The organism is Pseudomonas sp. C11 (genome assembly GCF_034683865.1).
Lineage (GTDB): Bacteria > Pseudomonadota > Gammaproteobacteria > Pseudomonadales > Pseudomonadaceae > Aquipseudomonas.
The window spans coordinates 1-26,201 of sequence record NZ_JAWIIP010000019.1; the positions used below are offsets into that span (position 1 = coordinate 1).

At 64.5% G+C, this 26,201-nt stretch carries 28 protein-coding genes; 16 read left to right on the forward strand and 12 right to left on the reverse strand.

The window, feature by feature from the left end:
• Positions 1-82: 82 nt before the first annotated feature.
• The 7 genes from VC352_RS22910 to argH form a co-directional block, all read right to left on the reverse strand.
• Positions 83-2,944: a class I adenylate cyclase gene (locus tag VC352_RS22910; protein ID WP_322981808.1), complete on the reverse strand. Its 2,862-nt coding sequence runs from the start codon at positions 2,942-2,944 to the stop codon at positions 83-85.
• A 119-nt stretch (positions 2,945-3,063) separates the two neighbouring features.
• Entirely contained in the window at positions 3,064-3,318 is a 255-nt protein-coding gene (locus tag VC352_RS22915; protein WP_322981809.1) for a TIGR02647 family protein, read from the reverse strand.
• Positions 3,315-4,118: a substrate-binding periplasmic protein gene (locus VC352_RS22920; protein WP_322981810.1), complete on the reverse strand. Its 804-nt coding sequence runs from the start codon at positions 4,116-4,118 to the stop codon at positions 3,315-3,317. Before VC352_RS22920 ends, VC352_RS22915 begins: the two co-directional genes overlap by 4 nt.
• An 86-nt stretch (positions 4,119-4,204) precedes the next feature.
• The gene (locus VC352_RS22925) at positions 4,205-4,483 is read right to left on the reverse strand and encodes a hypothetical protein (protein WP_322981811.1); all 279 of its coding nucleotides are present in this window, start codon (positions 4,481-4,483) and stop codon (positions 4,205-4,207) included.
• Between the two features lie 3 nt (positions 4,484-4,486).
• Positions 4,487-4,978 carry a GNAT family N-acetyltransferase gene (locus VC352_RS22930; protein WP_322981812.1) on the reverse strand — a complete coding sequence of 164 codons (492 nt, stop codon included), beginning with the start codon at positions 4,976-4,978 and terminating at the stop codon, positions 4,487-4,489.
• 19 nt (positions 4,979-4,997) lie between these two features.
• Complete coding sequence (locus tag VC352_RS22935) at positions 4,998-5,240, reverse strand: hypothetical protein (protein ID WP_322981813.1); 243 nt, start codon at positions 5,238-5,240, stop codon at positions 4,998-5,000.
• 35 nt (positions 5,241-5,275) lie between these two features.
• Positions 5,276-6,670 carry an argininosuccinate lyase gene (gene argH, locus VC352_RS22940; protein ID WP_322981814.1) on the reverse strand — a complete coding sequence of 465 codons (1,395 nt, stop codon included), beginning with the start codon at positions 6,668-6,670 and terminating at the stop codon, positions 5,276-5,278.
• 243 nt (positions 6,671-6,913) lie between these two features.
• Here argH and VC352_RS22945 point away from each other — a divergent pair, with 243 nt between their 5' ends.
• From VC352_RS22945 to rsd, 8 genes are all read left to right on the forward strand, one after another.
• Positions 6,914-7,996, forward strand: coding sequence for a sensor histidine kinase (locus VC352_RS22945; protein ID WP_322981879.1), 1,083 nt, complete (start codon positions 6,914-6,916; stop codon positions 7,994-7,996).
• Positions 7,993-8,739: a LytTR family DNA-binding domain-containing protein gene (locus VC352_RS22950; RefSeq protein WP_322981815.1), complete on the forward strand. Its 747-nt coding sequence runs from the start codon at positions 7,993-7,995 to the stop codon at positions 8,737-8,739. The genes VC352_RS22945 and VC352_RS22950 overlap by 4 nt, the downstream gene beginning before the upstream one ends.
• A gap of 128 nt (positions 8,740-8,867) precedes the next feature.
• Positions 8,868-9,806: a hydroxymethylbilane synthase gene (gene hemC / locus VC352_RS22955; protein WP_322981816.1), complete on the forward strand. Its 939-nt coding sequence runs from the start codon at positions 8,868-8,870 to the stop codon at positions 9,804-9,806.
• Entirely contained in the window at positions 9,803-10,573 is a 771-nt protein-coding gene (locus VC352_RS22960; RefSeq protein ID WP_322981817.1) for a uroporphyrinogen-III synthase, read from the forward strand. The genes hemC and VC352_RS22960 overlap by 4 nt, the downstream gene beginning before the upstream one ends.
• Positions 10,574-10,585: 12 nt before the next feature.
• Positions 10,586-11,710, forward strand: a complete 1,125-nt coding sequence (locus tag VC352_RS22965) for a uroporphyrinogen-III C-methyltransferase (protein ID WP_322981818.1) — start codon at positions 10,586-10,588, stop codon at positions 11,708-11,710.
• Positions 11,707-12,954, forward strand: a complete 1,248-nt coding sequence (locus VC352_RS22970; protein WP_322981819.1) for a heme biosynthesis HemY N-terminal domain-containing protein — start codon at positions 11,707-11,709, stop codon at positions 12,952-12,954. Before VC352_RS22965 ends, VC352_RS22970 begins: the two co-directional genes overlap by 4 nt.
• Positions 12,955-13,070: 116 nt before the next feature.
• Positions 13,071-13,562 (forward strand): disulfide bond formation protein B, encoded by a 492-nt coding sequence (locus VC352_RS22975; RefSeq protein WP_322981820.1) that lies wholly within the window; start codon positions 13,071-13,073, stop codon positions 13,560-13,562.
• A gap of 287 nt (positions 13,563-13,849) precedes the next feature.
• Positions 13,850-14,323, forward strand: a complete 474-nt coding sequence (gene rsd, locus VC352_RS22980; RefSeq protein ID WP_322981821.1) for a sigma D regulator — start codon at positions 13,850-13,852, stop codon at positions 14,321-14,323.
• 33 nt (positions 14,324-14,356) lie between these two features.
• On the opposite strand, the gene VC352_RS22985 is transcribed toward rsd, so the two are convergent.
• Positions 14,357-15,001 (reverse strand): FKBP-type peptidyl-prolyl cis-trans isomerase, encoded by a 645-nt coding sequence (locus VC352_RS22985; RefSeq protein WP_322981822.1) that lies wholly within the window; start codon positions 14,999-15,001, stop codon positions 14,357-14,359.
• A 138-nt stretch (positions 15,002-15,139) separates the two neighbouring features.
• On the opposite strand from VC352_RS22985, the gene VC352_RS22990 reads away from it, so the two are divergent.
• The gene (locus tag VC352_RS22990) at positions 15,140-16,018 is read left to right on the forward strand and encodes an AlgP family protein (protein ID WP_322981823.1); all 879 of its coding nucleotides are present in this window, start codon (positions 15,140-15,142) and stop codon (positions 16,016-16,018) included.
• Here VC352_RS22990 and VC352_RS22995 read toward each other — a convergent pair.
• The gene (locus VC352_RS22995; RefSeq protein WP_322981824.1) at positions 16,015-16,458 is read right to left on the reverse strand and encodes a TIGR02444 family protein; all 444 of its coding nucleotides are present in this window, start codon (positions 16,456-16,458) and stop codon (positions 16,015-16,017) included. The genes VC352_RS22990 and VC352_RS22995 overlap by 4 nt on opposite strands.
• Positions 16,459-16,496: 38 nt before the next feature.
• Here VC352_RS22995 and VC352_RS23000 point away from each other — a divergent pair, with 38 nt between their 5' ends.
• The 6 genes from VC352_RS23000 to VC352_RS23025 all read left to right on the forward strand — a co-directional run bounded on the left by VC352_RS23000 (position 16,497) and on the right by VC352_RS23025 (position 22,636).
• Complete coding sequence (locus VC352_RS23000) at positions 16,497-18,410, forward strand: ATP-binding cassette domain-containing protein (protein WP_322981825.1); 1,914 nt, start codon at positions 16,497-16,499, stop codon at positions 18,408-18,410.
• Complete coding sequence (locus VC352_RS23005) at positions 18,407-18,958, forward strand: mechanosensitive ion channel family protein (RefSeq protein ID WP_322981826.1); 552 nt, start codon at positions 18,407-18,409, stop codon at positions 18,956-18,958. The genes VC352_RS23000 and VC352_RS23005 overlap by 4 nt, the downstream gene beginning before the upstream one ends.
• Positions 18,959-19,021: 63 nt before the next feature.
• A complete protein-coding gene (locus VC352_RS23010; protein ID WP_322981827.1) occupies positions 19,022-19,654 on the forward strand; it encodes a LysE family transporter in 633 nt (210 codons plus the stop codon).
• A 115-nt stretch (positions 19,655-19,769) separates the two neighbouring features.
• A complete protein-coding gene (locus tag VC352_RS23015) occupies positions 19,770-21,668 on the forward strand; it encodes a cytochrome c/FTR1 family iron permease (protein WP_322981828.1) in 1,899 nt (632 codons plus the stop codon).
• A 126-nt stretch (positions 21,669-21,794) separates the two neighbouring features.
• Complete coding sequence (locus tag VC352_RS23020) at positions 21,795-22,130, forward strand: enhanced serine sensitivity protein SseB C-terminal domain-containing protein (RefSeq protein WP_322981829.1); 336 nt, start codon at positions 21,795-21,797, stop codon at positions 22,128-22,130.
• A 56-nt stretch (positions 22,131-22,186) separates the two neighbouring features.
• Complete coding sequence (locus tag VC352_RS23025) at positions 22,187-22,636, forward strand: YaiI/YqxD family protein (RefSeq protein WP_322981830.1); 450 nt, start codon at positions 22,187-22,189, stop codon at positions 22,634-22,636.
• Positions 22,637-22,742: 106 nt separating this feature from the next.
• On the opposite strand, the gene VC352_RS23030 is transcribed toward VC352_RS23025, so the two are convergent.
• Entirely contained in the window at positions 22,743-23,210 is a 468-nt protein-coding gene (locus VC352_RS23030; RefSeq protein WP_322981831.1) for a thioesterase family protein, read from the reverse strand.
• Between the two features lie 199 nt (positions 23,211-23,409).
• The gene (gene elbB, locus VC352_RS23035) at positions 23,410-24,069 is read right to left on the reverse strand and encodes an isoprenoid biosynthesis glyoxalase ElbB (RefSeq protein ID WP_322981832.1); all 660 of its coding nucleotides are present in this window, start codon (positions 24,067-24,069) and stop codon (positions 23,410-23,412) included.
• A 173-nt stretch (positions 24,070-24,242) separates the two neighbouring features.
• Between elbB and VC352_RS23040 the strand changes: the two genes are divergently transcribed.
• Complete coding sequence (locus tag VC352_RS23040; protein ID WP_322981833.1) at positions 24,243-25,517, forward strand: sterol desaturase family protein; 1,275 nt, start codon at positions 24,243-24,245, stop codon at positions 25,515-25,517.
• Between the two features lie 44 nt (positions 25,518-25,561).
• Here the strand turns inward: VC352_RS23040 and VC352_RS23045 are convergent, their stop codons facing one another.
• A complete protein-coding gene (locus VC352_RS23045; protein ID WP_322981834.1) occupies positions 25,562-26,116 on the reverse strand; it encodes a DedA family protein in 555 nt (184 codons plus the stop codon).
• Between the last annotated feature and the right edge of the window lie 85 nt (positions 26,117-26,201).

Sequence of the window (26,201 nt, forward strand, 5' to 3'; positions counted from 1 at the left end):
ACGCCAGCCTCGGATACCTGCCCCCGATCAGCAGAGCGCCGCTTCCACTGAACAACGTGCTGGGTTTACACAGCTAGGCCTGCTAGGCCTGCTGCAGCGCGGCGTTAAGGGCATCTTCCAGTTCGCTCTTGTAGCGCAGGTAATGCACCGTTTGCGCCTGCTGCCCGGCCAGCACGGCGGACAGGTCGAGGTCGGTGATGTAGCAGGGATAGCGCTCGCCACCCGAGCGCTGGGCCAGGATGTGCTGCGCCACCGAGCGATAGAGGTCGCGACCGTACTCCAGCTCGGAAAATTCGCGGTGGTTGCAGTACAGGGTGACGTGACGCTGGCGGCCGTCACCCGGCTCGACGATGGCCTGCACGTCGTAGAACGGGTGGCTGATGGGCGCCTGCGGTGGCACCCGCCGCTCTACGCTCTGGGCGCGCAGCGGCGCATCGGGCAGCAGTTGGTAATAGAGCACCTCCAGCGGCATGTCGCTGCTGCTGAAATCGTCCAGCGGTAATTGAGCGTTGCGCCGGTACAGCAGTGATTGCAGGAAACGCTGCAGCGGGGTGAGCAGGCTCTGCTCGTCACGGTAGGGCAGGCGCCTACGCCAGAGCGCGTTGTGCTCGTCGAGGACGGTCAGCTCGGCCTCGCCGCTTTGCTCGTTCACGCGGTAGAACACCTGGATGGTCTGGGGCCGGCCCAGTGGCAGGATCAGCGCCAGATCCGTGCCTTCCAGCGCGTAGCGGTCGAGGTTCAGCGGGCTGTACAGCGCCTGTTCGGAACCGAGATGGTCGAGCAGTGCCGGCAGGTCGCCGAGGGCGGTGTGGCGCACCTGGCCGGGGGCCAGTTGCAGCACGTGATAATGCTGGCGCACCTGCACCAGATAGCGCGAGACCGTCCCGCCGGCATAGCTGTCGAGCAGGTCGCGCAGCAGTTCCTCGACTCGGCTGGCGATGGCCGGAGCGCGGTTGCGGCAATAGCAGCGCACCTGGATCTCCGGGCGCGGGCCGTCTGGCGGCAGGCTGTTGAGCAGGTCGCTGAGGCAGTCGAGCAGGGCGTCTTCACCGTCGTAGCGGGCCACCTGCAGCTCGTTCCAGCTGTTGAGGCTGATCTGGTCGAGGGTCAACACCAGGTTTTCCCGTACGCCCGAGTAACCCAGGGCATCGATGCGCCCGGTGGTCATGTGCACATTCATCTGGCTGTGCTGCTTGAGCGGGTCGACACCGACATTGACCAGCAACAGCACCCGGTTCGGCACGCTGGCGCGCAGCAGCTCGGCTTCCTCCACCATTGGCAGCGGTAGCGGGAAACCCTGCTGCAGGCTGCTGATCAGATTGGCCAGCTCGAAGTCGCTGAGGTCGCTGGTGCCAGGATGCAGCGACAGGCGCGTACTGGCGTCGATCACGCCGTTGCGGTGGCACCAGGCGAGCAGTTCGCTCAGTTCGCGGGCGCGCTTGATCGGGGCGAAGTCCGGCCATTCCTGTGCGCTCAAGCTGCCGCTGTAGAGCGCCCACTGGTAATCGGCGGGGGTTTCCGGGTTGGGCTGCTGCACCAGGGTCAGGGTGTCTTCGGCCAGGTCCGGGGCGATGCCCGGGTTGATGAACTCGACCTTGCCGGCCTTGCGTTCGAAGGCGGCGTACAGGCGTCGGCCAAGCACGTTGAGGTCGCGTGTGTTCAGCGAACTGCCGGCCTGGGCGTTGCGGGCGAACTGCGAGAGGAAGCGGTAGCTGTAGGTCAGCTCGTTGACCAGCACGCGGCGTTCGGCGGCCACCTGGCGCACCTTCCACTGGCTGCGGCTGTCGAGCACGGCGAGCTGGCGAGGATCCCAACCCCATTCGCCCGTCAGGCGTTCGAGCAGCAGGCGTTGCCAGCTCTTGCTGCGACCGCGAGCGGGCGGACGGCTGATGCGTTTGTTTACCTTCAGGTACAGGCAGCGCCGTACCAGTTCCAGGCGTTCGCGGTCGTTGCGCCCGAGCAGGTATTCCTCCAGGCGGCGGTAAACCACGATGTAGGGGTCGAGTTCGTCCAGGTCCAGGCGTCCCTGGAATACGGCCTGCTTGAAGCGCAGGGCCAGGCATTCGACCTTGGGATGTTCGCTGGCGTAGACCTCGGTCAGCAGCAGCTTGAGCGCCGATTTGTAGGGAGATTCGATGCCTTTGTACAACTGCCACATGCCGGCGCCGACAAACTCTTGCGCGGGAATCTGCGCCAGGTGGCCGAGGTCGAGGACGTCGTCTTCACGCACGAAGCGTTTGCTCAGCAGGGTGCGGCAGTAATCTTCGTAGCGCGTTTCCTCGTAGACCGGCACCAGCCACCAGATCGGCGTGCGCCCGCCGAGCCAGATGGCCGTGCGGTAGAACTCGTCGAGCAGCAGGTAGTGCTGGGTGGTGCCGCAGTCATCGGAGGTCAGTTGCGCTTCGCGGGCGCCCTGGGTGAAACGTTGCGGGTCGACCAGAAAGACGTGCACCTCGGCGCCCTGGGTGGCGGCCCAGCTTTCCAGCTGATCGCACTTTCTGCGCAGTTCCTGCAACTGCTGGGCATCCAGGTTCGAGGCATGGCACAGCCACAGATCCATGTCGCTCTGTTCGGCCTGTGCCACGGTGCCCAGGCTGCCCATCAGAAACAGGCCGTGCAGTGGGGCCGCGCCCTGGCCGCGACGCGGCTTGTAGGCGAAGGAGCGCGCCAGGCGCTGGACTTCGGCCAGGCTGGCGTCATCCGGCTCGAAGCCGCTGAGGCCGGCCGGAGTGCTGGCGGAGACGTAGCCGGGAAGCAATGGGTGGTTGACGTGCAACAGCAGCGGCAACAGCTTGAGCACCAGTTGCTGGCGCGTCGACAGGGCCTCAGTCGCCCGCTGCAGGCGGCCCTGGTTGATCTGCAGGAAGCGTGCGCGCAGTTGAGCGAGAACCTTGCGGTCGATGCCGTCGTCGATGTCCGGACGGATTTCGTGAATGCGCGTCATGCTCGAACTCTGCTGGGAATGAGGCAAGCCTATCAGCGGCGTGCTCGTCAGTGCAGTGCCTGTGACGCTATATCGCCCGCCGAACCTGCCTCTTGAGGGCGGCCGGCGGGCGCCAGGACTTAAGCCGCCGTGGTGCGCCGGCTGGCCAGAATGGTGAGCAGGGCTTGGGCGTGTTCGGCTGCATCGATGCCGAGGCTGGTCAGATAGCCGCCATCAGCCTGGCTGACCAGTCCTTTCTCGTAGAGGCGGGTGATGGCGCCCTGTGCCTTGAAGGACGCGTTGTTGTGCACCTTGAGCCCTTCCTGATGATTGTCCAGGTTGTACAGGGCGAGAATTTCCAGTTCATCGATCATTTCGGCGGTAAAGGACTTCATGGTGACTCCGTCTTGTTGTTGTGACGTTCCTGCAGTGTATAGCCCAGCGCGGAGGTCTGCCCGGTGCGCAACTGCCAATGTTCGAGAATGTGCTGGTAAGTGCCGTCGTGCCTGATCTTGCGCATGCCGGTATCGAACTGGTGCATGAGCGCCTCTGCCTGTGGATGCTGGCGGGAGAAGGTCAGGTACAGCTGTGGGCGATGCACGGTCGCCAGCGGTGAAAACTGGCCAGCCAGCTCGGGGTGTTCGCGCAGCAGAGCCTCGGTGGTGCCGCGAAAGGCGATCACATAATCCACGCGCTCGCGCTGCAGCATCAGAAAACCGTTGAGGTCGCGGCGTACGGGCACGCGCAGGATGTCCGGGTAGTTGTCGAAATACTCGCCGTAGGTGTAACCGATGGTCACGGCCACGCGCCTGCCGGCGATCTCGTCCAGATCATCCACCAGAGCGCTGCCTGCACGCCCCCAGAGCAGGATCTCGTCGCTGAACAGCATCTGCTCGGGCAGCAGGAACTGTGCACGAATGGAGTGATCGGGTGTGGTGTTGAAGCAGGCTGCCAGGCTGCCGATACGCGCCAGTTCCATGCAGCGCGAATAGGGATAGGGCGCCAGCTCGACGCTCGCCCCGCTGGCGTTGAACGCCGCACGCACGATATCCACCGACATGCCCTCTACACGGCCTTCGCGCAGGGCCGTGTAGGGGAACCAATCGTCTTCCGCGCCGACCCGCACCGAATCGGCCTTGGCACTGCCGACCAGCGCCAGGGAGAGCGCCAGCGCCTGCAGGAGTCGGTGGAGCATCGACTGGGAGTCCTTGTCGTCCGGATACGACGTTGACCCTAGCAATCTATCGGCCAGTACGGCCAGTGGCGTGGATCAATTACCCGTCAGTCTTCTGCTGGCAGTTCGGGCAGGGCGCGCAGGGCCTGCTCGTACCAGGCGCCGTCGAAGGGGCGGTCGTCACGCAGCATGGCATCGACCTCATGGGCCAGCACCAGGGCCATGAGTTCGAGAATTTCCTCGCGCTCGTAGCCCACCAGGGTCAGCTTGTTGTAGACCGCCGTGGCCGCAGCCGGCTCGCCGCTTTCCAGCTGATTTTCGATGGCCTGCACCAGGGTCGCTTCGGCGAAGGCTTCGTCGTCAGGGGTATTGTCTTGATCGCTCATGGTTCACTCCTCGCGTGGGCCGGCAGCGAAGTCGAGCAATGCCTGGCCAGTCAGTCGATAGGTCGTCCACTCGCTCTGCGGGCGGGCGCCGAAGGATTCGTAGAAGTCGATCGCTGGGGTGTTCCAGTCCAGTACCGACCATTCGAAGCGGCCACAGCCACGGGCCACTGCCAATTGTGCCAGGTGACGCAGCAACGCCTTGCCAGCGCCGATGCCACGCGCCTGCGGGCTGACGTAGAGGTCTTCCAGGTACAGGCCGTGTTTGCCCAGCCAGGTGGAGTAGTTGAAGAAGTACACCGCATAGCCGATGGGCTGGCCGTCGTTCTCGCAGATCAGGCCGTGGGCGGTGCTGCCCTCGGCGAACAGGCTGTCGCGGATGCCGGCGGCATCGGTTTTCACTTCATGCTCGGCCTTCTCGTAGATGGCCAACTCGGTGATGAAGCGCAGGATCAGCTCGGCGTCGTCAGGGGTGGCGGGACGGATGGTCAGGGACATTGGCGTATCTCGTAAATGGTCAGCCGTAGGTCAGGGTCAGCCACGTCAGTGGCAAACCCACCAGGCAGAAGAAACCGAACGCTGCGACCCAGGCCGTGCGCGAACCCATTGGGTCGTCCACGCGTAGCGGCAGGTTTGGGTAGCGGCCCAGCGTCATTAGCCGCAGGGCCAGCCAGCCGGTTCTGTACAGAATGTAGCCAACCACGACCTCGAGTACGAACTCGGCGAGTAACGCCAGGCCGTGCAGCAATAATTCGAGCATGGGAATTCCTTTTCCCTGATGGTGCCTGCCGGCGTTCAGCGAGTCGCCAGCAATTCGCGGCCACGCAGCACCGCAGCACGCACCTGATTCGGAGCGGTGCCACCGATATGGTCGCGGGCATTCACCGAGCCTTCCAGGGTCAGCACGGCGAACACGTCCTGCTCGATCTGGTCGCTGAACTGGCGCAGTTCGTCCAGGCTCATTTCGGCCAGATCCTTGCCGCTCTGCACGCCGTACTTCACCGCGTGGCCGACGATCTCGTGGCAGTCACGGAACGGCAGGCCCTTGCGTACCAGGTAGTCGGCCAGGTCGGTGGCGGTGGAGAAACCGCGCAGCGCCGCTTCACGCATGATCTCGCGCTTGGGCTTGATCGCCGGCACCATGTCGGCGAAGGCGCGCAGGCTGTCGCGCAGGGTGTCGGCGGCGTCGAACAGCGGTTCCTTGTCTTCCTGGTTGTCCTTGTTGTAGGCCAGTGGCTGGCCTTTCATCAGGGTCAGCAGGCCGGTCAGGGCGCCGAATACGCGGCCACTCTTGCCGCGTACCAACTCGGGCACGTCCGGGTTCTTCTTCTGCGGCATGATCGAGGAGCCGGTGCAGAAACGATCCGGCAGATCGATGAACTGGAACTGCGCGCTGGTCCACAGCACCAGCTCTTCGGAGAAGCGCGACAGGTGCATCATCGCCAGGGAGGCGGCGGCGCAGAATTCGATGGCGAAGTCGCGATCCGACACGCCGTCCAGCGAGTTGCCGCCCACGGCGTCGAAACCCAGCAGTTCGGCGGTGATTTCGCGAGCGATCGGGTAGGTGGTGCCGGCCAGCGCCGCCGAGCCCAGCGGCATGCGGTTGGTGCGCTTGCGGCAGTCGACCAGGCGCTCGTAATCACGCGACAGCATCTCGAACCAGGCCAGCAGGTGATGGCCGAAGGTCACCGGCTGCGCGGTCTGCAGGTGGGTGAAGCCGGGCATGATGGTGTCTGCTTCGGCTTCGGCCAGGCCCAGCAGGCCCTGCTGCAGGCGGGTGATTTCGGCCAGGATCAGGTCGATCTCGTCACGCAGCCACAGGCGGATGTCGGTGGCTACCTGGTCGTTGCGCGAGCGGCCGGTGTGCAGCTTCTTGCCGGTGACGCCGATGCGGTCGGTCAGGCGAGCTTCGATGTTCATGTGCACGTCTTCCAGGTCGACGCGCCAGTCGAACTGGCCGGCTTCGATCTCGCCCTGAATCTGCTTCAGGCCGTCGATGATGGCGTCACGCTCGGCATCGCTCAGCACGCCGACCTTGGCCAGCATGGTGGCATGGGCCATGGAGCCCATGATGTCGTGGCGGTACAGGCGCTTATCGAATTCGACCGAGGCGGTGAAGCGGGCTACGAAGGCGTCGACGGGCTCGCTGAAGCGGCCGCCCCAAGATTGGTTGGTTTTTTCGCTGCTCATGATTTGGGCTCTGGATCGGGCAAGCCGCATCGGCGGCCAGCATGGCGGACAAAGTGTGCCGATAATAACAGGGTCTGGCTCGCTGCCGATCAGAGAAGGCGTCATGAGGTTTGCTGGCGCGAGCAGATGCCGATAACGAGGGCGTCGATGAATTTGTCGTCTGGTCGGCATTTTGGTGCTTTATTTTGCTTGGCTGGCACCGTCTGGCTTGCTGCCGCCCGAAGCGACACGGAAACTGCTGTGATGCCTAGCCGAACTGCTGTGAACCCTGCGAAGACGACTGCGGTCGATGATTTCTTCGTGCCCGAACTGTGCCAGCCCGAAGCGCTGCTGAGCATGGTGCTGCTGGCCGAGCTGTTGGTGCTGGTACTGGTGCTCGCCGAGCCCATGTTGCCGACGTTCGATTGGGTGCGCCTGGCGCTGACGTCCCTGTTCGTGCAGTGGATCGTGCTCCTTTCCGCCGCGCTGTTGTGCCGGCTGCGGCCGCTGCTGGCGCGGCTGCGTCCGGCATTGGCCGGTGTGCTGTGTTGCCTGTTGGTGGTGCTGCTGACCCTGTGTTGCACGGCGGTGGCGGATTACTACGACCTTGGCGGGCCGTTGCCACGCAATGGCGAGACGCGGCTTTATCTGCGCCACGCGTTGATAAGCCTGATCATGTCTGCGCTGCTGCTACGCTATTTCTATCTGCAGAGCCAATGGCGTCGGCAGGAGCAGGCCGAACTGCGCGCACGCATCGAATCGTTGCAGGCGCGTATCCGTCCGCACTTCCTGTTCAATAGCCTGAACAGCATTGCCAGCCTGGTCGCGATCGATCCCGTCAAGGCGGAGCAGGCAGTGCTCGATCTGTCCGACCTGTTCCGGGCGAGCCTGGCCAGGCCCGGCTCGCTGGTCTCGTGGGGAGAGGAGATGGAGTTGGCAAAACGATATCTGTCCATCGAGCACTATCGGCTCGGTGAGCGACTACAGTTGCAGTGGGAGGTCGAAGGTGTGCCGGAGGATCTGCCGATTCCCCAGCTGACCCTGCAACCCTTGTTGGAAAACGCGTTGATCTACGGCATCCAGCCACGTATCGAAGGTGGCCTGGTGCGGATCGACGCGGATTACCAGGACGGTGTGTTCAGTTTGTGTGTAAGCAATCCGTATGAAGAGCGTGGCGAGCAGACGCCATCACGGGGTACGCACCAGGCACTGGGTAATATCGATGCGCGGTTGACGGCACTTTTCGGCCCGCGTGCGAGTCTCAGCGTGGAGCGCCGTGACGGCCGTCACTACAGCTGTCTACGCTATCCTTGTGCGAGACTCACGCAGGAAGCCAGAGCAATATGAATGTCCTGATCGTCGATGACGAACCCCTCGCCCGCGAGCGCCTCAGCCGCATGGTCGGCGAACTCGAGGGTTACCGAGTCCTGGAGCCTGCCGCCAGCAATGGCGAGGAGGCGCTGACCCTGATCGACAGCCTGAAACCGGATGTCGTCCTGCTGGATATCCGCATGCCCGGGCTGGACGGGCTGCAGGTCGCGGCCAAGCTCTGCGAGCGTGAAGCGCCGCCGGCGGTGATCTTCTGCACCGCGCATGACGAATTCGCCCTGGAGGCCTTCCAGGTCAGCGCCGTCGGCTATCTGGTCAAGCCGGTGCGCCCGGAAAACCTCAGCGAAGCACTTAAGAAGGCCGAGCGCCCCAATCGTGTGCAACTGGCGGCACTGACGCGCCCAGCGGCGGAAACCGGCAGTGGCCCGCGTACCCACATCAGTGCGCGCACCCGCAAAGGTATCGAGCTGATCCCGCTGGATCAGGTGATCTACTTCATCGCCGACCACAAATACGTGACCCTGCGCCACGAGGGCGGCGAAGTGCTGCTGGACGAGCCGCTCAAGGCCCTCGAGGATGAGTTCGGCGACCGCTTCGTGCGTATCCACCGCAACGCACTGGTCGCCCGCGAGCGCATCGAGCGCCTGCAGCGCACGCCGCTGGGGCATTTCCAGCTTTTCCTCAAGGGGCTCGGCGGCGACGCTCTGGTGGTGAGTCGGCGTCATGTCGCCGGTGTGCGCAAGCTGATGCAGAACCTCTGACGCGGCCTGCCAGGCCGAATGATCGCTGCCTGGCATGTCGCGCCCTGACATCCTGCGACCATCGCGCCGGGGCGCTCGATGTCCCGAGCTTGCTATGATGGCGGCAGTTCGTTCTCTGGAATTGCCCCATGTCCCGCGAAATCCGCATCGCCACCCGCAAGAGTGCACTGGCCCTTTGGCAGGCCGAATACGTCAAAGCCCGTCTGGAACAGGCGCATCCTGGCCTCAAGGTCAGCCTGGTGCCCATGGTCAGCCGTGGCGACAAGCTGCTCGACGCGCCGCTGGCGAAGATTGGCGGCAAGGGCTTGTTCGTCAAGGAACTGGAAACCGCGCTGCTGGAGAACGAAGCCGACATCGCCGTGCATTCGATGAAGGACGTGCCCATGGATTTCCCCGAGGGCCTGGGTCTGTACTGCATCTGCGAGCGTGAAGACCCGCGCGATGCCTTCGTCTCCAACACCTTCGACAGCCTTGACGCGCTGCCGTCTGGCAGCGTGGTCGGCACCTCCAGCCTGCGCCGTCAGGCCCAGTTGCTGGCGCGCCGGCCCGATCTGAAGATCCAGTTCCTGCGCGGCAACGTCAACACGCGCCTGGCCAAGCTCGATGCAGGCGAATATGACGCCATCATCCTCGCCGCTGCCGGGCTGATTCGCCTGGGCTTCGAGGCGCGCATTCGCAGTTCGATCAGCGCCGAGGACAGCCTGCCGGCCGGGGGGCAGGGCGCCGTGGGTATCGAGTGCCGCAGCGCCGACACTGACGTGCATGCCTTGCTGGCGCCGCTGCACCACCGCGAAACCGCCCTGCGTGTCACCGCCGAACGTGCTCTGAACAAACGCCTGAATGGCGGCTGCCAGGTACCCATTGCCTGCTACGCCCTGCTCGAAGATGACCAGCTGTGGCTGCGTGGCCTGGTCGGCCAACCGGACGGTGGCTTGCTGCTGCGCGCCGAGGAGCGTGCTGCCAGTGGCGATGCCGAGGCGCTGGGCGTGCGGGTCGCCGAGGCGCTGCTGGCGCAGGGCGCCGATGACATCCTCAAGGCGGTCTATGGTGAGGCCGGTCACCCGTGAACAGCTGGCGCCTGCTGCTGACCCGTCCTGCGGAGGATTGTGCGGCGCTGGCGCAGACACTGGCGGCGCAGGGTATCGCCAGCCACTGCATGCCGCTGCTGGCTATTGAGGCACTGGCCGAGACGGACGCACAGCGCAGCACCTTCGCCGACCTGCAGCGCTATTGCGCGGTGATCGTGGTCAGCAAACCAGCGGCGCGGATCGGCTTGCAGTTGCTCGCCCAGTTGCGGGCGTCGCTGCCCAGCATGCCCTGGTTCAGCGTCGGCGCCGCCACGGCTGCGGTGCTGGCCGAGCGTGGCCTGCAGGTGCACTACCCCGAGACCGGTGATGACAGCGAGGCGCTGCTGGCGTTGCCGGCCCTGCAGCAGGCCATCGCCGGGGCGTCGTCGCCGCGCGTGTTGATCCTGCGCGGTGAGGGTGGCCGAGAATTTCTGGCCGAGCGCTTGCGCGGCCAAGGCGTCACGGTCGACTATCTGCCACTTTACCGGCGCACGCTGCCTGCCTACCCGGCTGGGGAGTTGTCGCGCTGCGTGCGAGCGGAACGCTTGAACGGCCTGGTGGTCAGCAGTGGACAGGGGCTTGAGCACCTGCAGCAACTGGCAGGCGATGACTGGCCGGCGCTGGCTCGGCTACCCTTGTTCGTACCCAGCCCGCGTGTGGCGGATCAGGCGCGCCTTGCTGGCGCCGAAATCGTTGTGGACTGTCGCGGTGCGAGTGCCGCGGCCTTGCTGGCAGCCCTGGAGCAGTTTCCGGCTGCCGCCCTCTAAAAGGACGGATACGTGAGCGAAGCAGCCACCCCGAAAACACAAGAAGAAAACCCGACCCTCGAGGTGCCAACGCCTCCCACTCCGCCCGCCAAGGCGCCACGTTCAGCGGCTGGTGCGTTTGCTGCGCTCGCCTTGCTGGTCGGTCTGGGCGGCGCTGCTGCCGGCGGCTGGAGTCTCTGGCAATTGCAGCAGTTGCAGGGGCAGCAGCAACAACAGACGCAGGCCATGCAGCGCATGAACGACGCCAGTGCCACGAAAGTGGACGAGCTGGCTCAGCGCCTGGATTCACGTCTGGCCGCGCTGCCCAGTGCCGCCGAGCTGGACGAGCGTCGCCGTCTGTTGGCCAGCCTGCAAGGCGATCAGCAGCGTCTGAGCCAGCGTCTGGAGTCCGTACTCGACGGCTCGCGCCAGGACTGGCGCCTGGACGAAGCTGAGCACCTGCTGCGTCTGGCCACCCTGCGCCTGAATGCGCTGCAGGACGTCACCAGTGCCGAGGCTCTGGTGCAGGCAGCCGATGACATTCTTCGTCAGCAGGACGACCCTGCCGCCTACGCCGCCCGCGAACAATTGAGCCGCAGTCTGGAAGCCCTGCGTACCACGCAGCGCCCGGATCGTGTCGGGCTGTTCCTGCAGCTCGGCGCCCTGCGCGAGCAGGCTGCTAGCCTCAACCCGCTGGCGCCGACCTTCGAAGGCCAGGGCGACGTGCTCTCCGATCTGGCTGCGGAAGGTGATGGCAGTGCCTGGTGGAGCGACTGGCTGAAAACCCTGTCGCAGTATTTCCGCATCGAGTTCGACGCTGATCGCAACGTGCGCCCGCTGCTGTCCGGGCAGAGCCTGTCGCAAGTCCGTCTGAGCCTGTCGCTGGCGCTGGAGCAGGCCCAGTGGGCCGCGCTGCATGGGCAGGCTGGTGTGTACAAACAGTCGTTGAAACAGGCCGAGGAGATTCTCGATGCCCACTTCAATCTGGACAACCCGGACAGCCGTGCGCTGCGCCAACGCTTCGGCGAGTTGGCTGATGCGAGCGTCGAGGTCAAGGTGCCGGATCTGAGCGAATCGCTCGATGCGTTGCAGGCCTATCTGAAACGCAAGCATGACCAGCGTCGGCAGGGGGCCGCAGCGGCCGAGGAGGTGCAATGAAGCGCCTGCTCTGGCTGCTCGTATTGCTGGCCATCGGTGCCGGCATCTACCTGCTGAGTCTCGCCATCGAAGCCGATCATGGCTATGTCCTGTTCGCCTACAAGGGCTTCCGTTACCAGTCCGGGCTGTGGGCATTCCTCGCCCTGGTCATTGTGCTGGTGGCGCTCTATTACCTGACCAAGGCACTGTTGTGTCTGTTGCTCAGCTCTACCCGACTGGCCAACCCCTGGTCGCGCCTGCATCGCAATCGGCGCGCACGCCAGGCATCCGAGCAAGGGTTGCTGGATCTGGCCGAAGGGCGCTGGGCCCGCGCGCTGCGCCAGTTGTCACGCGCCGCTGAGGTCGATAGCCAGCCGCTGATGTATTACCTCGGCGCTGCCCGCGCCGCGAACAAGCTGGGGCAGCATGAGCAGAGCGATGCCTTGCTCGAGCGTGCGCTGCAGCAGCAACCCCAGGCTGAATTGGCCATTGCCCTGACTCACGCGCAATTGCAGGTCGAACGTGGCCAGAGCGATGCCGCACTGGACACCCTGCAGGCCATGCGTGAGCGTCATCCCAGCCATCACCAGGTATTGCGGCGTCTGCAGCAGCTTTACCAGCAGCGCCAGGACTGGTCTGCATTGCTGGGTCTGCTGCCCGAGCTGCGCAAGGAAAAGGCTCTACCGGCTGCCGAGCTGGATGAGCTGGAGCGACAAGTCTGGCGGGGACGTCTGGCTGATCTCGGTGAGCAAGGACTGAGCGAGGGTGAAACGGCTCTGCAGCCACTGACACAGGCCTGGAACCAGCTGTCTTCCGCCCTGCGCCAAGAGCCCGAGCTGATTGCCGCCTACGTCGAGCAATTGCGTCGGCTGGGCGCGCAGGAAGAGGCTGAGCAGGTATTGCGCACGGCACTCAAACGCAGCTATGACAGCCGTCTGGCACGTTTCTATGGGGTGTTGCGTGGTAGCGATCCGGCGCGCCAGCTGGACACTGCCGAGGGTTGGCTGAAGCAGCATCCCGATGACCCGGCGCTGCAGCTGACCCTGGGGCGGCTATGCCTGCAGAATCAGTTGTGGGGCAAGGCTCGCGATTACTTCGAGAGCAGCCTGCGCCTTGAGCGCCACCCGGAAACCTGTGCCGAGCTGGCACGTCTGCTGGCTCAGCTGGGCGAGCTGGAACGCAGCAATCAGTTGCTGTTGGAGAGCCACAATCTGCTTCATCAGCGCTTGCCGAACCTGCCGCAACCCCAGGCCGCAAGCGCCTGAATGGACAAAGGGGCGTTTCGTTTGGATGAACAGCCCCTGATCGAACGCGAGGCGCCTTGAAAGGCGCCCTCGCTTTCCTCTACCGTACTGCCCTCGATTCCCCTCCCGGAGCCATCATGCAATTGGCCAGCCCGCGTCCCCTGTTCTTCCTGGCATTCCTCGGCTGCGTTCTGCTCATGGCAGTGGCTCTGTATCTGGAGCATGTGGTGGGGCTCGAACCCTGCCCGCTGTGCATCGTCCAGCGTATCTGCGTGATCGGCTTCGGTCTGGTCTGCCTGGTGGCGGCCATTCATGGCCCGGCGCGTGGCGGTCAGCGCGTCTATGCGGTGCTGGCACTGCTGTTCGCCCTCGGTGGAGCAGCAACCGCTGGCCGGCAGATCTGGCTGCAAAGCGTGCCGCCTGAGCAACTGGAGGCTTGCCTGCCTGGTCTCGAATACATGATCGAGGCATTCCCGCTTCAGGAAATCGTCAGCAAGGTCTTCCGCGGCACGGCGGATTGCGCCGAGGTCAATTGGACCCTGTTCGGCATGAGCATTCCCGAGTGGAGTCTGCTGGGCTTCATCGGCATGCTGGGCTTCGCTTTCTATCAGTTGCTGCGTCGCCGTTGAGCCGCTTCGGCTGTGATTTGCCGATTAAACGCTCGTATGAACTTTTCTGTTCGGATACCTTGAAGGGTACTGTCCGTGGGCATAATCTGGCCCCCACGCGACGTCGGAAATACGCCGTATGCCTGTTGCTTCTTCGAGGTTTGGCTCTGTTCGACAGAAAAATGTCGCGAGCGGCTTGTCTGCCAGGCGCCAGATCCCGAGTGAGCGTATTGGCTGACGAAAAGCCACAAGAACGTCTCGGAATGGACAGATAACAGGCATTACCGAGAAGGGAAGTGAGGTTCATCATGCTCGAGAGTTGTCGCAACGCCCAAGAGCGCTGGGGAGGCGTGCACCAGTTGATCGATCGCTGGTTGCACGAGCGCCATGAACTGGTCACCGCCTACAAAGGGCTTGTCGATGTGCCGCAGGTGCCGAGCACCAGCAGTGAGGCCCTGCAGGGCTTCTGCCAATTGATGGTCGATTACGTATCGGCCGGGCATTTCGAGGTCTATGAACAGTTGACCAATGAAGCCAAGGCCTTCAACGATCAGCGCGGGCTGGAACTGGCCAAGCAGATCTATCCTCGCCTCGAAGCCATCACGGCGGTGGCGCTGGCCTTCAATGACCGCTGTGACAACGGTGATTGCCGCGATGACGTGTCGTTGTCGGAGCAACTGCATCACCTGGGGCAACTGCTGCATGAGCGCTTCGAGCTGGAAGACTGCCTGATCGAAGTGTTGCACAACGCCCATCAGGAGCAGGCTGCCGCGCTGGTTTGAGACGGGCGGGAGTGGCCTGCGCCACTCCCTTCGTCAGTTGCTCACATCCACCAGCTCCAGGTCGAAGATCAGGGGCGAGAAGGGTGGAATCAGGTCGCCCGCACCTTCCTCTCCGTATGCCTGCGCCGATGGCACGACCAGGCGCCAGTGCGCGCCTGTCGGCATCTGCAGCAGGGCGCTACGCCAGCCAGCGATCAGGCTGTCGAGCCTGAACCACTGCGGTGTTAGGCTCTCGTCGAACAAACTGCCGTCTGCCAACTGGCCGCTATAGCGAACCTGCACGCGACTGCGGGCGCTGGGTTTGGCGCCGTCGCCGGCGCGTAGTTCGGTAATCAATACGCCATTTTCAAGAGCCCGCACTCCCGGCTTGCGGCGTTCCTCGGCGAGAAAGCGTTCTTCATCCTGGCGAGCCTGGGCGTGATGCTGCGGGTTTTGCTCCATCCGCGCTTCGTGCTCTTCGAGCAACTGGTCGATGCGTGCTTCGTCCAGGCGCAGTGGCTGGCCGCTGTAGGCCTGGCGCAAGCCCTCGATCAGCACGGGCAGTGGCAGTTCCGGTACTTCACTGCGCAGGCGCTCCCCCAGGCGTGCACCGAGGCTGTAGGCGAGATCATCCTGCGCAGGCGCGGACCACAACGGGGTGGCGGCGAAGCTCAGGGTGAGGGCAAGGGCGCGGCGCATGACGAAGTCTCCAGGCGAGTTGCCGGCGATTATGCCAGCGCTTGGCGTGGGTTGCCGTGCGGCGTCATCCACGGGCCTATGGCGGGGCATGACGCGCGCGACTAGTATGGTACATCCACATCCGCCTGGAGGCGCGCCATGTCGGCCAAGAAGAAGTCCGTCAGTACCCCGTTGCATCTGTTGCATCAACTCGCCGGTAGCCTGCTCGAGCATCTCGAGAACGCCTGCTCGCAAGCGCTGGTCGATGCCGAAAAACTGCTCGCCAAGCTGGAAAAGCAGCGTGGCAAGGCTCAGGAAAAACTGCACAAGGCCCGCGGCAAGCTGCAGGATGCCGCCGTTGCCGGTAAGGCGAAGGCGCAAGCCAAGGCCAAGGACGCGGTCGCCGAGCTGGAAGAACTGCTCGATACTCTGAAAAATCGCCAGAGCGAGACCCGCACCTACATCGCCCAGCTCAAGCGTGATGCTCAGGAGAGCCTGAAGCTGGCCCAGGGTGTGGGCAAAGTAAAGGAAGCGACTTCCAAGGCGCTCGATGCACGTGAGGCCAAAGCGGCCGCCCCGGTCGCCAAGCCTGCGGTGGAGAAAAAGCCCGCCGCTAGCAAGGCTCCGGTGAAAAAGGCGCCAGCCAAACCTGCTGCCGCTAAACCGGTGAGCAAGCCGGCTGCCAAACCCGCTGCCAGCAAGGCCGTTGCCGCCAAGCCGGTTGCGCCAAAAGCTGCGGCCAAGCCTGCAGTTGCCAAAGCACCTGCCAAGCCAGCAGCGGTCAAACCGGTAGCAGCCAAGGCGCCGGCCAAGCCAGCGGCCAGCAAGCCCGTCGCCAAGCCTGCTGCAGCCAAAGCTGTTGCTGCCAAACCGGCGCCGAAGGCTGCTCCAGCCAAGCCCGCCGCAGCGAAGAAACCGGCTGCTGCCAAGGCGCCGGTGAAAAAGGCCGTTACCAAGCCTGCTGCCGCACCTGCGGCCCCGGCAGCGCCTGCCGCGGCCGAAGCTGCGTCTGCCTCTGTGACGCCCAGCGCCTCCTAAAGCCCTCGGATGGCGCCGCGCAGCACTTGCAGCGCGGCGCTGTCCTGGCCTGCCAAGGCCGACAGCCAGTCGTCTTCGGCCTCTCCATCCGGCCAGTTCTCGGCCAACGCCTGCAATTGTTCGAGCAGCACCCGCTCGGCCTGCAGCTCCAGTTTCTTCAGCTGTTCGCGCAAGGTTGCCCAGTCGGCATCCTGCTGGGCAGCGTTGCGCCAGTGCTGGCGCAACTGCCGCAGCGGCATCACCATCTCCTGTTGCCAGGGTTCGGCAAGATCGCGCAGTTCGCGCAGGCGGCTTTCCTTGCTGAGCACTCCCCGTCGTTGTAGCCAGGCGCCCGTCAGCAACAGGCAAACATCACCGCCTGCGTCCTGCAGCTGCAGGCAGGCCTGTTCCACACCGGGCCTGGCGTAGAGTTCGAGGGCGAAATTCCACAGATCCTGCACGCGGCCTCCGGGGCGATTTGGTAGACTCCGCGGCCATTATGATCCGACTCCAGAACCTCACTCTACAGCGCGGTCCGCAACGCCTTCTCGAAGGCGCGGAACTGACCCTGCACGCCGGTCACAAGGCCGGTCTGATCGGTGCCAACGGCGCCGGTAAATCCAGTTTGTTCGCCCTGTTGCGTGGTGAGCTGACCCCGGACGCCGGCGATTGCCTGCTGCCCGGCGACTGGCGTATCGCGCACATGCGCCAGGAGGTCGACAACCTCGAACGCCTGGCAGTGGATTACGTGCTCGACGGCGACCACAACCTGCGCCGCGTGCAGGTCGAACTGGCCGCTGCCGAGCAGGCGCATGACGGTGCTGCCATCGCCCGTCTGCACAGCGAGCTGGACAGCGCCGACGGTTATACCGCCGACGCCCGCGCGCGCAAGCTGCTGGCTGGTCTGGGCTTCGATAACGCGCAGATGGATCGCCGTGTCGGCGACTTCTCCGGTGGCTGGCGCATGCGCCTGAACCTGGCCCAGGCGCTGATGTGTCCGTCTGACCTACTGTTGCTCGACGAACCGACCAACCACCTGGATCTGGACGCCATTCTCTGGCTCGAGGGTTGGTTGCAGAGCTACCCCGGCACCTTGCTGCTGATTTCTCACGACCGTGATTTTCTCGATGCCGTGGTCGACCACGTTGCCCATGTCGAGCAGCGCAAGCTGAACCTGTACCGCGGTGGCTACACGGCCTTCGAGCGCACCCGTGCCGAGCGTCTGGCCCAGCAGCAACAGGCGTACGAGAAGCAGCAGGCGCAACGCGCGCACATGGAAAAGTACATCGCCCGCTTCAAGGCCCAGGCCACCAAGGCCCGTCAGGCGCAGAGCCGGATCAAGGCGTTGGAGCGCATGGAGGAACTGAGCGCAGCGCATGTCGACTCGCCGTTCGACTTCGTCTTCCGCGAGGCCGACAAGATCTCCACGCCGCTGCTCAGCCTCAGCGAAGGTCGCCTCGGCTATGGCGACAAGACCGTGCTGCAGCAGGTCAAACTGAGCCTGGTACCGGGCGCGCGTATCGGCCTGCTCGGCCCCAACGGTGCGGGCAAGTCGACGCTGATCAAGAACCTCTCCGCCGAGCTGCAGCCGCTGAGTGGCAGCCTGACCCGTGGCGAAAATCTGGTGATCGGCTATTTCGCCCAGCACCAGCTGGACGCCTTGGACGACAAGGCCAGCCCGTTGCTGCACCTGCAGCGTCTGGCGCCGAGCGAGCGTGAGCAGACCCTGCGCGACTTCCTTGGTGGTTTCGACTTCCGCGGCGCGCGTTGCGACGAGCCGGTGGTGAATTTCTCCGGTGGCGAGAAGGCGCGCCTGGCCTTGGCGCTGATCGCTTGGGGCAAGCCCAACCTGCTGCTGCTCGATGAACCGACCAACCACCTCGACCTGGAAATGCGCCTGGCGCTGACCATGGCCCTGCAGGAATTTGCCGGCGCCGTGGTGGTGGTTTCGCACGATCGCCATCTGCTCAAGAGCACCACCGACGAATTCCTCCTGGTTGCAGAGGGTCGTGTGGCGCCGTTCGATGGCGACCTCGACGACTACGCACGTTGGCTGGTCGATTACCGTCAGCGCCAGGCGCCACCGAGCGCGCCGGCCGAGGGTGCGGCGGACAAGACCGACAAGCGCGCTCAGCGTCAGGCTGCCGCGGCGCTGCGCCAGCAACTGGCACCGCACAAGAAGCAGGCCGACAAGCTCGAACAGGAGCTGGGCAAGGTGCAGGAAAAGCTCGCCGCCGTGGAAACCCAGCTGGGCGACAGCGCCCTGTACGAGTCCGCACGCAAGGACGAGTTGCGCCAGCGTCTGGCCGAGCAGGCGCAGCTCAAGACACGCGAAGCGGAGCTGGAAGAAGCCTGGCTGCTGGCGCTGGAAACCCTGGAGGCGCTGCAGCAACAGTTGGAGGAGGCCGAATGATCGAGCAAGCCGATCTGCTGCAACTGCTCGCTACCTGGCGCGACCCGCTGGTGCGTGCGGGCCAGGTGCTGCTGATCATCCTCCTGGCCTGGATGGCGCAGCGCATCCTCACCCGCGCCATCAGTCGCCTTGGCGAGCGCTACAGCCTGTTGCCGCAGGAAGTGCTGCTGCCGCTGCGTGGCCTGGTGCGCTGGCTGATCATGGGCAGCGCCCTGCTGATGGTGCTGGAGCGCCTCGGCGTTTCCGCGACCGTGCTGTGGACGGCGCTCACCGGCTTCACCGCCGTCGCCGCCGTGGCCTTCTTCGCCATCTGGAGCGTGCTGTCGAACATGTTCTGCGCGCTGCTGATCTTCACCATGGGCCCGTTTCGCATGGGCGATACCGTGGAGGTCATCGAGAGTGCGGACAAGCCCGGTGTAAAGGGGCGGGTGATCGCCATCAACCTGTTCTACACCACCTTGCAGGACGCGAGCGAAGAGGGCGCCGGCGCCCTGTTGCAGGTGCCCAACAGCCTGTTCTTTCAGAAGTCGGTGCGACGCTGGCGCTGAACGCCGGCGCAGGAGTAGGCTGTAGCGCTCATCTACTGCTTTCGCTCTCCGAGGTACCGCATCATGGCCATGGAAACCTGGCTCGCCTTCTTCGTCGCCTGTTGGGTGATCAGCCTGTCGCCGGGTGCCGGTGCCGTGGCGTCGATGTCCGCCGGCATGCAATACGGTTTCTGGCGTGGCTACTGGAACGCGCTGGGGCTGCAGCTCGGCCTGGCCCTGCAGATCGCCATCGTGGCCGCTGGCGTAGGCGCCATTCTGGCCACCTCGGCCCTGGCCTTCAGCGTGATCAAGTGGTTCGGCGTGGCTTATCTGGTATTCCTCGCCTACAAGCAGTGGGTCGCCCTGCCCAGCGACTTGGATGCCGGTGCGGCCGAGCGCCCCATTGGCCGGCCACTGACCCTGGTGTTGCGTGGTTTCCTGGTCAACTTCAGCAATCCCAAGGCGATCGTCTTCATGCTCGCGGTACTGCCGCAGTTCATCAATCCGCATGAACCGCTGGTGGCGCAGTATCTGGTGATGGGCGTGACGATGATCACGGTCGACCTGATCGTGATGGCCGGCTATACCGGCCTCGCCTCGCGTGTGCTGCGCCTGTTGCGTACGCCACGTCAGCAGCGGGTGATGAATCGCAGTTTCGCGACGCTCTTCGTCGCAGCGGCAGGCTTGCTGGCGACGGTCAAGCGCGCGGCTGTCTGAGTACGACGCAGGCTGCCATTCGGCGGCCTGTTACCAAATATTTCAGATTTTCCTTGTTTGCGCAGGGCAAGGCGGCAACAATTAATGCCATCCATTCGCGTTTCGGAATGCATTGATGAGTCGTTATCGTTCCCTGCTGTCCTGCCTGTTGCTCTCCGTCCTGGCATTGAGCAGCCTTTGCGCCCAGGCAGAGTCACTCGATGGGGCTGCGCAGGCCCTGCACATGCTTGGCTATATCGGCGCCGACTATCCGGCCACGGTAGCGGATGGCCAGGTGGTCGATGCCGGTGAGTACCGCGAGCAGCTGGAGTTTCTCGGCGTGCTGAAAGGCCTGGTGGCCGCCTTGCCGGCCAAGGCCGAGCGCAGCGGTCTGGAGCAGGGCATCGCTGCGTTGCAGCAAGCCGTCGAACAGCGCCAGCCCGGTGAGCAGGTCGCCCATCAGGCACGCCAGCTCAGCGCACAATTGGCCGAGCTGTATCAGGTGGCGCAGACGCCGGCCATCACTCCTGATCCAGAGCGTGGTGCGCCGCTTTATGCGCAGCATTGCTCGGTGTGCCACGGCGATGCCGGCGCGGGTGATGGCCCGGCGGGTATCGGTCTGGAGCCTCCGCCTTCGAATCTGCGCGACGCTGCGCGTCTCGACCGGCTGAGCCTCTACGATCTCTACAACACGCTTGGCCTGGGCATCGAAGGCACTGACATGCCGTCCTTCGCCGATCAGCTCGACGACCGCCAGCGTTGGGATCTGGCCACTTACATCGCCGGCTTTACCGCCACGACTCAGGCGCAGGGCGAGAAACATTTCGATATGGCCGAGTTGGCCGGCCGCACGCCGGCGGAAGTCGCCGCGGCTGGCGGCGACATCGCGGCCTTCCGGGCTCAGCGCGCACGGCCGACGGTGGAGCAGCGTGGCCCACAGCAACTGATCGGGCATACTCGCAGCACGCTTGAACGCAGCCTGCAGGCTTACCGTGACGGGCATGTCGAGCAGGCCTACGACCTCTCGGTAGGTGCTTACCTGGAAGGCTTCGAACTGGTCGAAGGGGCGCTGGACAACCTCGACGCGGTACAGCGCAAGACCACCGAAAAAGCCCTGATGGCCTACCGTCAGGCGATTCAGGATGGCGCCAGCGTCGCTCAGGCCGCTCAGGCGTTGGAGCTGGCCAAGGTCGAGCTGGCCAAGTCGGCCGAGCTGCTCGAAGGCGGCGCGATGAACGCCTCGCTGAGCTTCTTCTCTAGCTTGCTGATCCTGCTGCGTGAAGGCCTGGAAGCCATTCTGGTGCTGGCAGCGATCCTCGCCTTCCTCAACAATACCGGCCAGCAGCAGGCAGTGCGCAGCGTGCACATCGGCTGGGGCCTGGCGCTGCTCGCCGGGGTTGGCACCTGGGCCGTGGCGGCTTATCTGATCGATGTCAGCGGTGCCCAGCGTGAATTGCTCGAAGGCGCTACCGCGCTGTTCGCCAGCGTGGTGCTGCTGTGGGTGGGCGTGTGGATGCACGACCGCCGCCACGCCGCTGCCTGGCAGGATTACATCAAGAGCAGCCTGGTTGGTGGCGGTGGTCGCTTCGGCTTCGCCGTGCTGGCGTTCTTCTCGGTGTACCGTGAGCTGTTCGAGGTCATCCTGTTCTACGAAACCCTTTGGCTGCAGGCCGGCCCGGCTGGTCACGGTGCAGTACTGGCGGGCGCCGGTACCGCGCTGGTAGTGCTGCTTGGCCTGGCCTGGGTGATTCTGCGTGGCTCGCGCAAGCTGCCGCTGGCCACCTTCTTCGGTGCCAACGCGATCCTGTTGTGCGTGCTCTCGGTGGTCTTCGCCGGGCATGGCGTGGCGGCCCTGCAGGAAGCCGGCGTACTGGGCACGCGCCCCGTACCCTTCTTCGATTTCGATTGGCTGGGTATCCATGCCGACGCCTGGAGCCTCTCGGCGCAGGGCCTGGCACTGGCGGGCATCGCACTGCTGTATGGGCGCAGCCGCCTCAGCGAGCGTCGGCGTCTGGCGCAGCAGACAGCGGCGTAACCTGTCGCTGCATGCGTGAACGAGGGCGGCTTTGGCCGCCTTCGTTGCTTCATTGCGTGAACCGTCGCCACGACAACTGGTCTGACAGCGCCTAGGCTGGTTTCAATTCCTCTGCCGAGTGCGCGCATGTCCTCCACGATTCATTCGACCCATTACGCCGACAGCCCTGAGCTGACGGTCGCTCCCCTGCGTCACCCCGTTCTGGAGCAGGCGCTTGCCGATGTCTGTGCCCAGCTCGAGGTCTGTGAGGCCTACCTCGCAGCCTTGCGCGATCCCGCCATAGGCCCGCAGCCGCGTCTGCTGCTGGCGATTTCCGGGGCCGATCAGCGTGGCCAGCGGCGTCTGGCTGCGCTGGTGGCCGAACTGCTGCCGGACGAAGTCGAGCTGGATCTGATCGAACTGACCGACGACCACTTGTCGCGCACCGTGCGTTCGCGCTGCGAGCCCTTCCACCGTCGCTGAGGCTGCTCCCCGCAACTTGCTGGCATACTGCGCCTATTGATAGCGGAAGGTGCTGCATGCGCGTGTGGATCGATGCCGACGCCTGCCCTCGGGCGGCGCGCGACCAGGTAGTGAAATTCGCCCTCAAGCGGGGCTTCGAGGTGGTTCTGGTAGCGGGGCAGGCCGTCGCCCGGCCGAATTTCGCTTGCGTGAAGCTGGTGGTGGTGCCCAGCGGGCCGGATGCGGCGGACGATCATCTGGTCGAACATGCCGTGCCGGGCGAGCTGGTGATCTGCAGCGATGTGCCGTTGGCCGATCGCCTGGTGAAGAAAGGCGTGGCGGCGCTCGACCCGCATGGTCGAGAGTTCGACGAGCGCAATATGGGAGAGCGCCTGGCGGTGCGTAATCTGTTCACCGATCTACGCGAACAGGGTCAGGTTGGCGGTGGTCAGGCGCCCTATTCGGAAAAGGATCGGCAGGCCTTCGCCAATGCGCTGGATCGGATTCTCACGCGTTTGAGTCGTTAGGCTCCGGTGGACTCGGGCGTCACGACGAGTCGTAGGAGCGAGCTCTACTCGCGAATCTGTCGGTGATGAGCGTTTCGCGAGCAGAGCTCGCTCCTACACATCCATCTCAGCCGCACAGGTAGGTGCCGGTACCAACCGCCACCAGTACGCCTTCGTCGTTATGCAGTTCCATGCGGATCACCGCCACCTTGTTGCCGGCGCGCAGGGGCATGGCGGTGGCAATGAAGCGCTGGCCGCGGCCGGGGCGCAGGTAGTCGATGCGCAGGTCGATGGTGCCGAGCTTGGACAGTTTGCTCATGCGCTCGGCCGCCGGCAGATGCTGATGGTTGGCGAAGGCGCCGATCAGCGCCATGGCGCCGCCACAGACGTCGAGCAGCGAGGAGATGACCCCGCCATGCAGGATGCCGTGGACGAAGTTGCCGATCAGCTCGGGCTTCATTGGCAGGTGCATGACCACCTGTTCTTCGCTCAGCGTGTCGATCTCGATACCGAGCAACTGGTTGAAGGGGATGCGTTGGAAGAAGGTGGCCACCGCCTGCTGCAGGTCGGCGTCCAGGGTGAAGGCTTGAGGCATCGTTGTCGCTCCGCGAATCGCTCCCCGGCACGCTGCCGCAGGCGGGCCGGTTTGGCCAGCGGCGCGGCGGGAGTGTCGTGAGCATTGGCCGGATCGGCCTGGGCGCAGCCGGTAGGGTGGGGCGAGCGAGGCCGGTAAGGGCGAGCAGGGTGGGCTGAAGCGGATCGCCGCCCGGCCCACCCTACAGCCCGGCGTCGCGTCAGTGGTGGGCCAGTTCCAGCACGCGGTCGACCATCTTGTTGATGCCTGAGGCGGCTTCGGCGATGGATTGGGCGAGCATGTACGCCGGGGTGGTGACCAGCTTGCGCGCTTCGTCCTCGACGATTTCATCCACGGCGCACTCGTGGTGCTCGGCGCCCATCTGGGTCATGGCGGCGGCAGTGTCGTGGTCGCTGCCGATGGTGCAGACCACGCCGGCACCGAAGATTTTCGCCGCCAGCGCCGGGGCGATGCACATCAGACCAATCGGCTTGCCGGCGTCGACGAAGGCCTTGCAGGCGGCCAGTACGTCGGGTTGCACGGTGCAGCCGGCACCATTGGTGGCGAAGTCCGAGAGGTTCTTCGCCACGCCGAAGCCACCGGGCAGAATCAGCGCATCGAAGCCGGCGACGTGCAGTTCCCTGACGTCCTTGATCTGGCCGCGGGCGATGCGCGCCGATTCCACCAGGACGTTGCGCGTCTCGTTCATTTCCTCGCCGCGATAGTGGTCGACCACATGCAGTTGCGCCACGTTGGGAGCGAAGCATTGCACCTCGGCGCCGCGCTGGTCGAGGCGCAGCAGGGTGATCACGCTTTCGTGGATCTCGGCGCCATCGTAGACGCCGCAACCGGACAGAATCACTGCCACTTTCTTGTTCATGCTCGACTCCTGGTGAGTAAGGGCGCGCTCCGCAAACGGGCGCGAGGATTGACTATCGTGGGTGTCGCCAAATGCCGCTCGGACTGTCACCTGCCGCCGCGAAACCGCACTGCCGTGGGCATAGGATGAATAACAGCCCAATCCCGACACAAGTACAACAACGTGGCGCAGTCATGAATTACGTTCTCTATGCGGTGCCCTTCTTCTTCCTGCTGATCGGAGTGGAGCTTCTCGCCGACCGTTTGCGTGGTCGGCACAGCTATCGCCTGGCCGATGCGCTGAACAGTCTCAGTGCCGGCGTGCTGTCGCAGGCGACCGGGCTGCTGACCAAGGTCGTTGGCCTGTTGACCTACGCGTTCGCCTGGGAACACCTGGCGCTGTTCGAGCTCCCAGACAGCAGTCTCTGGGTATGGGGCTTCGCCTTCGTCCTATATGACTTCTGCTACTACTGGAACCACCGCCTGGGCCATGAGCGCAACGTGCTCTGGGCGGCCCATGCGGTGCATCACCAGAGCGAGGACTACAACCTCTCCACCGCGTTGCGGCAAACCAGCACGGGTTTCATCTTCGGCTGGATCTTCTACCTGCCGATGGCGCTGGTTGGTGTGCCGCCGCTGGTGTTTTTCAGCGTTGCCGCTCTGAATCTGCTCTATCAGTTCTGGGTACATACCCGGCATATCCCCAAGCTGGGCTGGTTCGAGTGGCTGTTCATCACGCCGTCCAACCACCGCGTGCACCATGCGCAGAATCCTATCTACATGGATCGTAATTACGGCGGTGTGTTCATTGTCTGGGATCGTTTGTTCGGCACCTTTCAGGAGGAGCTGGACGAGCATCCGGTGGTCTTCGGTGTAACCGTGCCGTTGGCCAGTTGGAATCCGCTGTGGGCCAACCTACAGGTCTATGCCGGGCTGTGGCATGACGCCTGGCGGGCGAGCGCCTGGTGGGACAGGCTGCGCATCTGGTTCATGCCCACCGGTTGGCGGCCGGCCGATGTGGCCGCGCGCTATCCGCTGGCCAAGCGCGAGCTGGATGACTTCTGCAAGTTCGAGGTGCCCTTGGCCCGTGGCGCGCAGGTCTATGCGCTGTTGCAGTTCGTTTGCTACCTGCTGGCCGGAACCTGGTTGCTCGCGCAGGGCGAGTCGCTGTCGCTGAGCGCGATGCTGTTGGGGTGTGGCTGGATCGCCATGGGGCTCTACAGCATCGGCGTCTGGCTGGAGAACCGTGGCTGGGCGCTGCGCCTGGAGTGGCTGCGGCTGGCGCTGAATCTGCCGGCGCTCTGGTTGGCCGGGCAGTTTGACCTCTTGGCTGTGGATGCGCGCGCCTGGCTATGGCTGGCCGGTTACAGTCTGGTCAGCCTGTTCGGGTCATGGCTTGCGCAGCGCGTAGGGCGGCCCGGAACGCCGGCCGCTTGTAGCGTAGCGAACAGTCCGCACGTGGGTGTATGAACTGATTTTTGTGTGAGACCTGAACCTGCAACGGCGTACTGTGCTCAGCCACGCCGACCCTTGCGCCAGCGGTATAGCCAGGCCAGAGCGAGCAGCACCACTACGGCGGCCAGCAGCAGGATCTGGTAATGGCGCAGATCCTCGAGCAGGCCGCCCATGGCGTTGCCCAGGCTATAGGCCAGCAGGCTGATACCACCGGCCCATACGCCGGCGCCGATGGCATCGAGCAGCAGGTAGCGGCGCCAGGAGTAGCCGGACAGGCCGATGGTCAGCGGCATCACCGTGCGCAGGCCGTAGAGGAAGCGAAAGCACAGTACCCACAGATCCGGGTAACGCTGGATCAGCGCGCTGGCGCGTTCGCCCAGCGGTTGCCAGCGTGGCTTGCGGGCGAGCAGGGCGCGGCCATGGCGGCGGCCCAGGTAGTACCACAGCTGATCGCTGGCGAAGGTGCCGAGGAAGGCGCACAGCGCCACCCATTCGATCTTCAGTACGTCGCGCACGGCCATGTAGGCCGCCAGCAGCAGCGAGACTTCGCCCTCGAGAAAGGTGCCTAGGATCAGGGCCGGGTAGCCGAACTGGCGAATCAGGTCATGCAGCATGCCGCGTGCTCGTGGTGGAGGGTGATGCAGACTACTCCGACCACGAAAGGCCCGGAAGGTGGCACGTCGTGCCACAATATGTGCC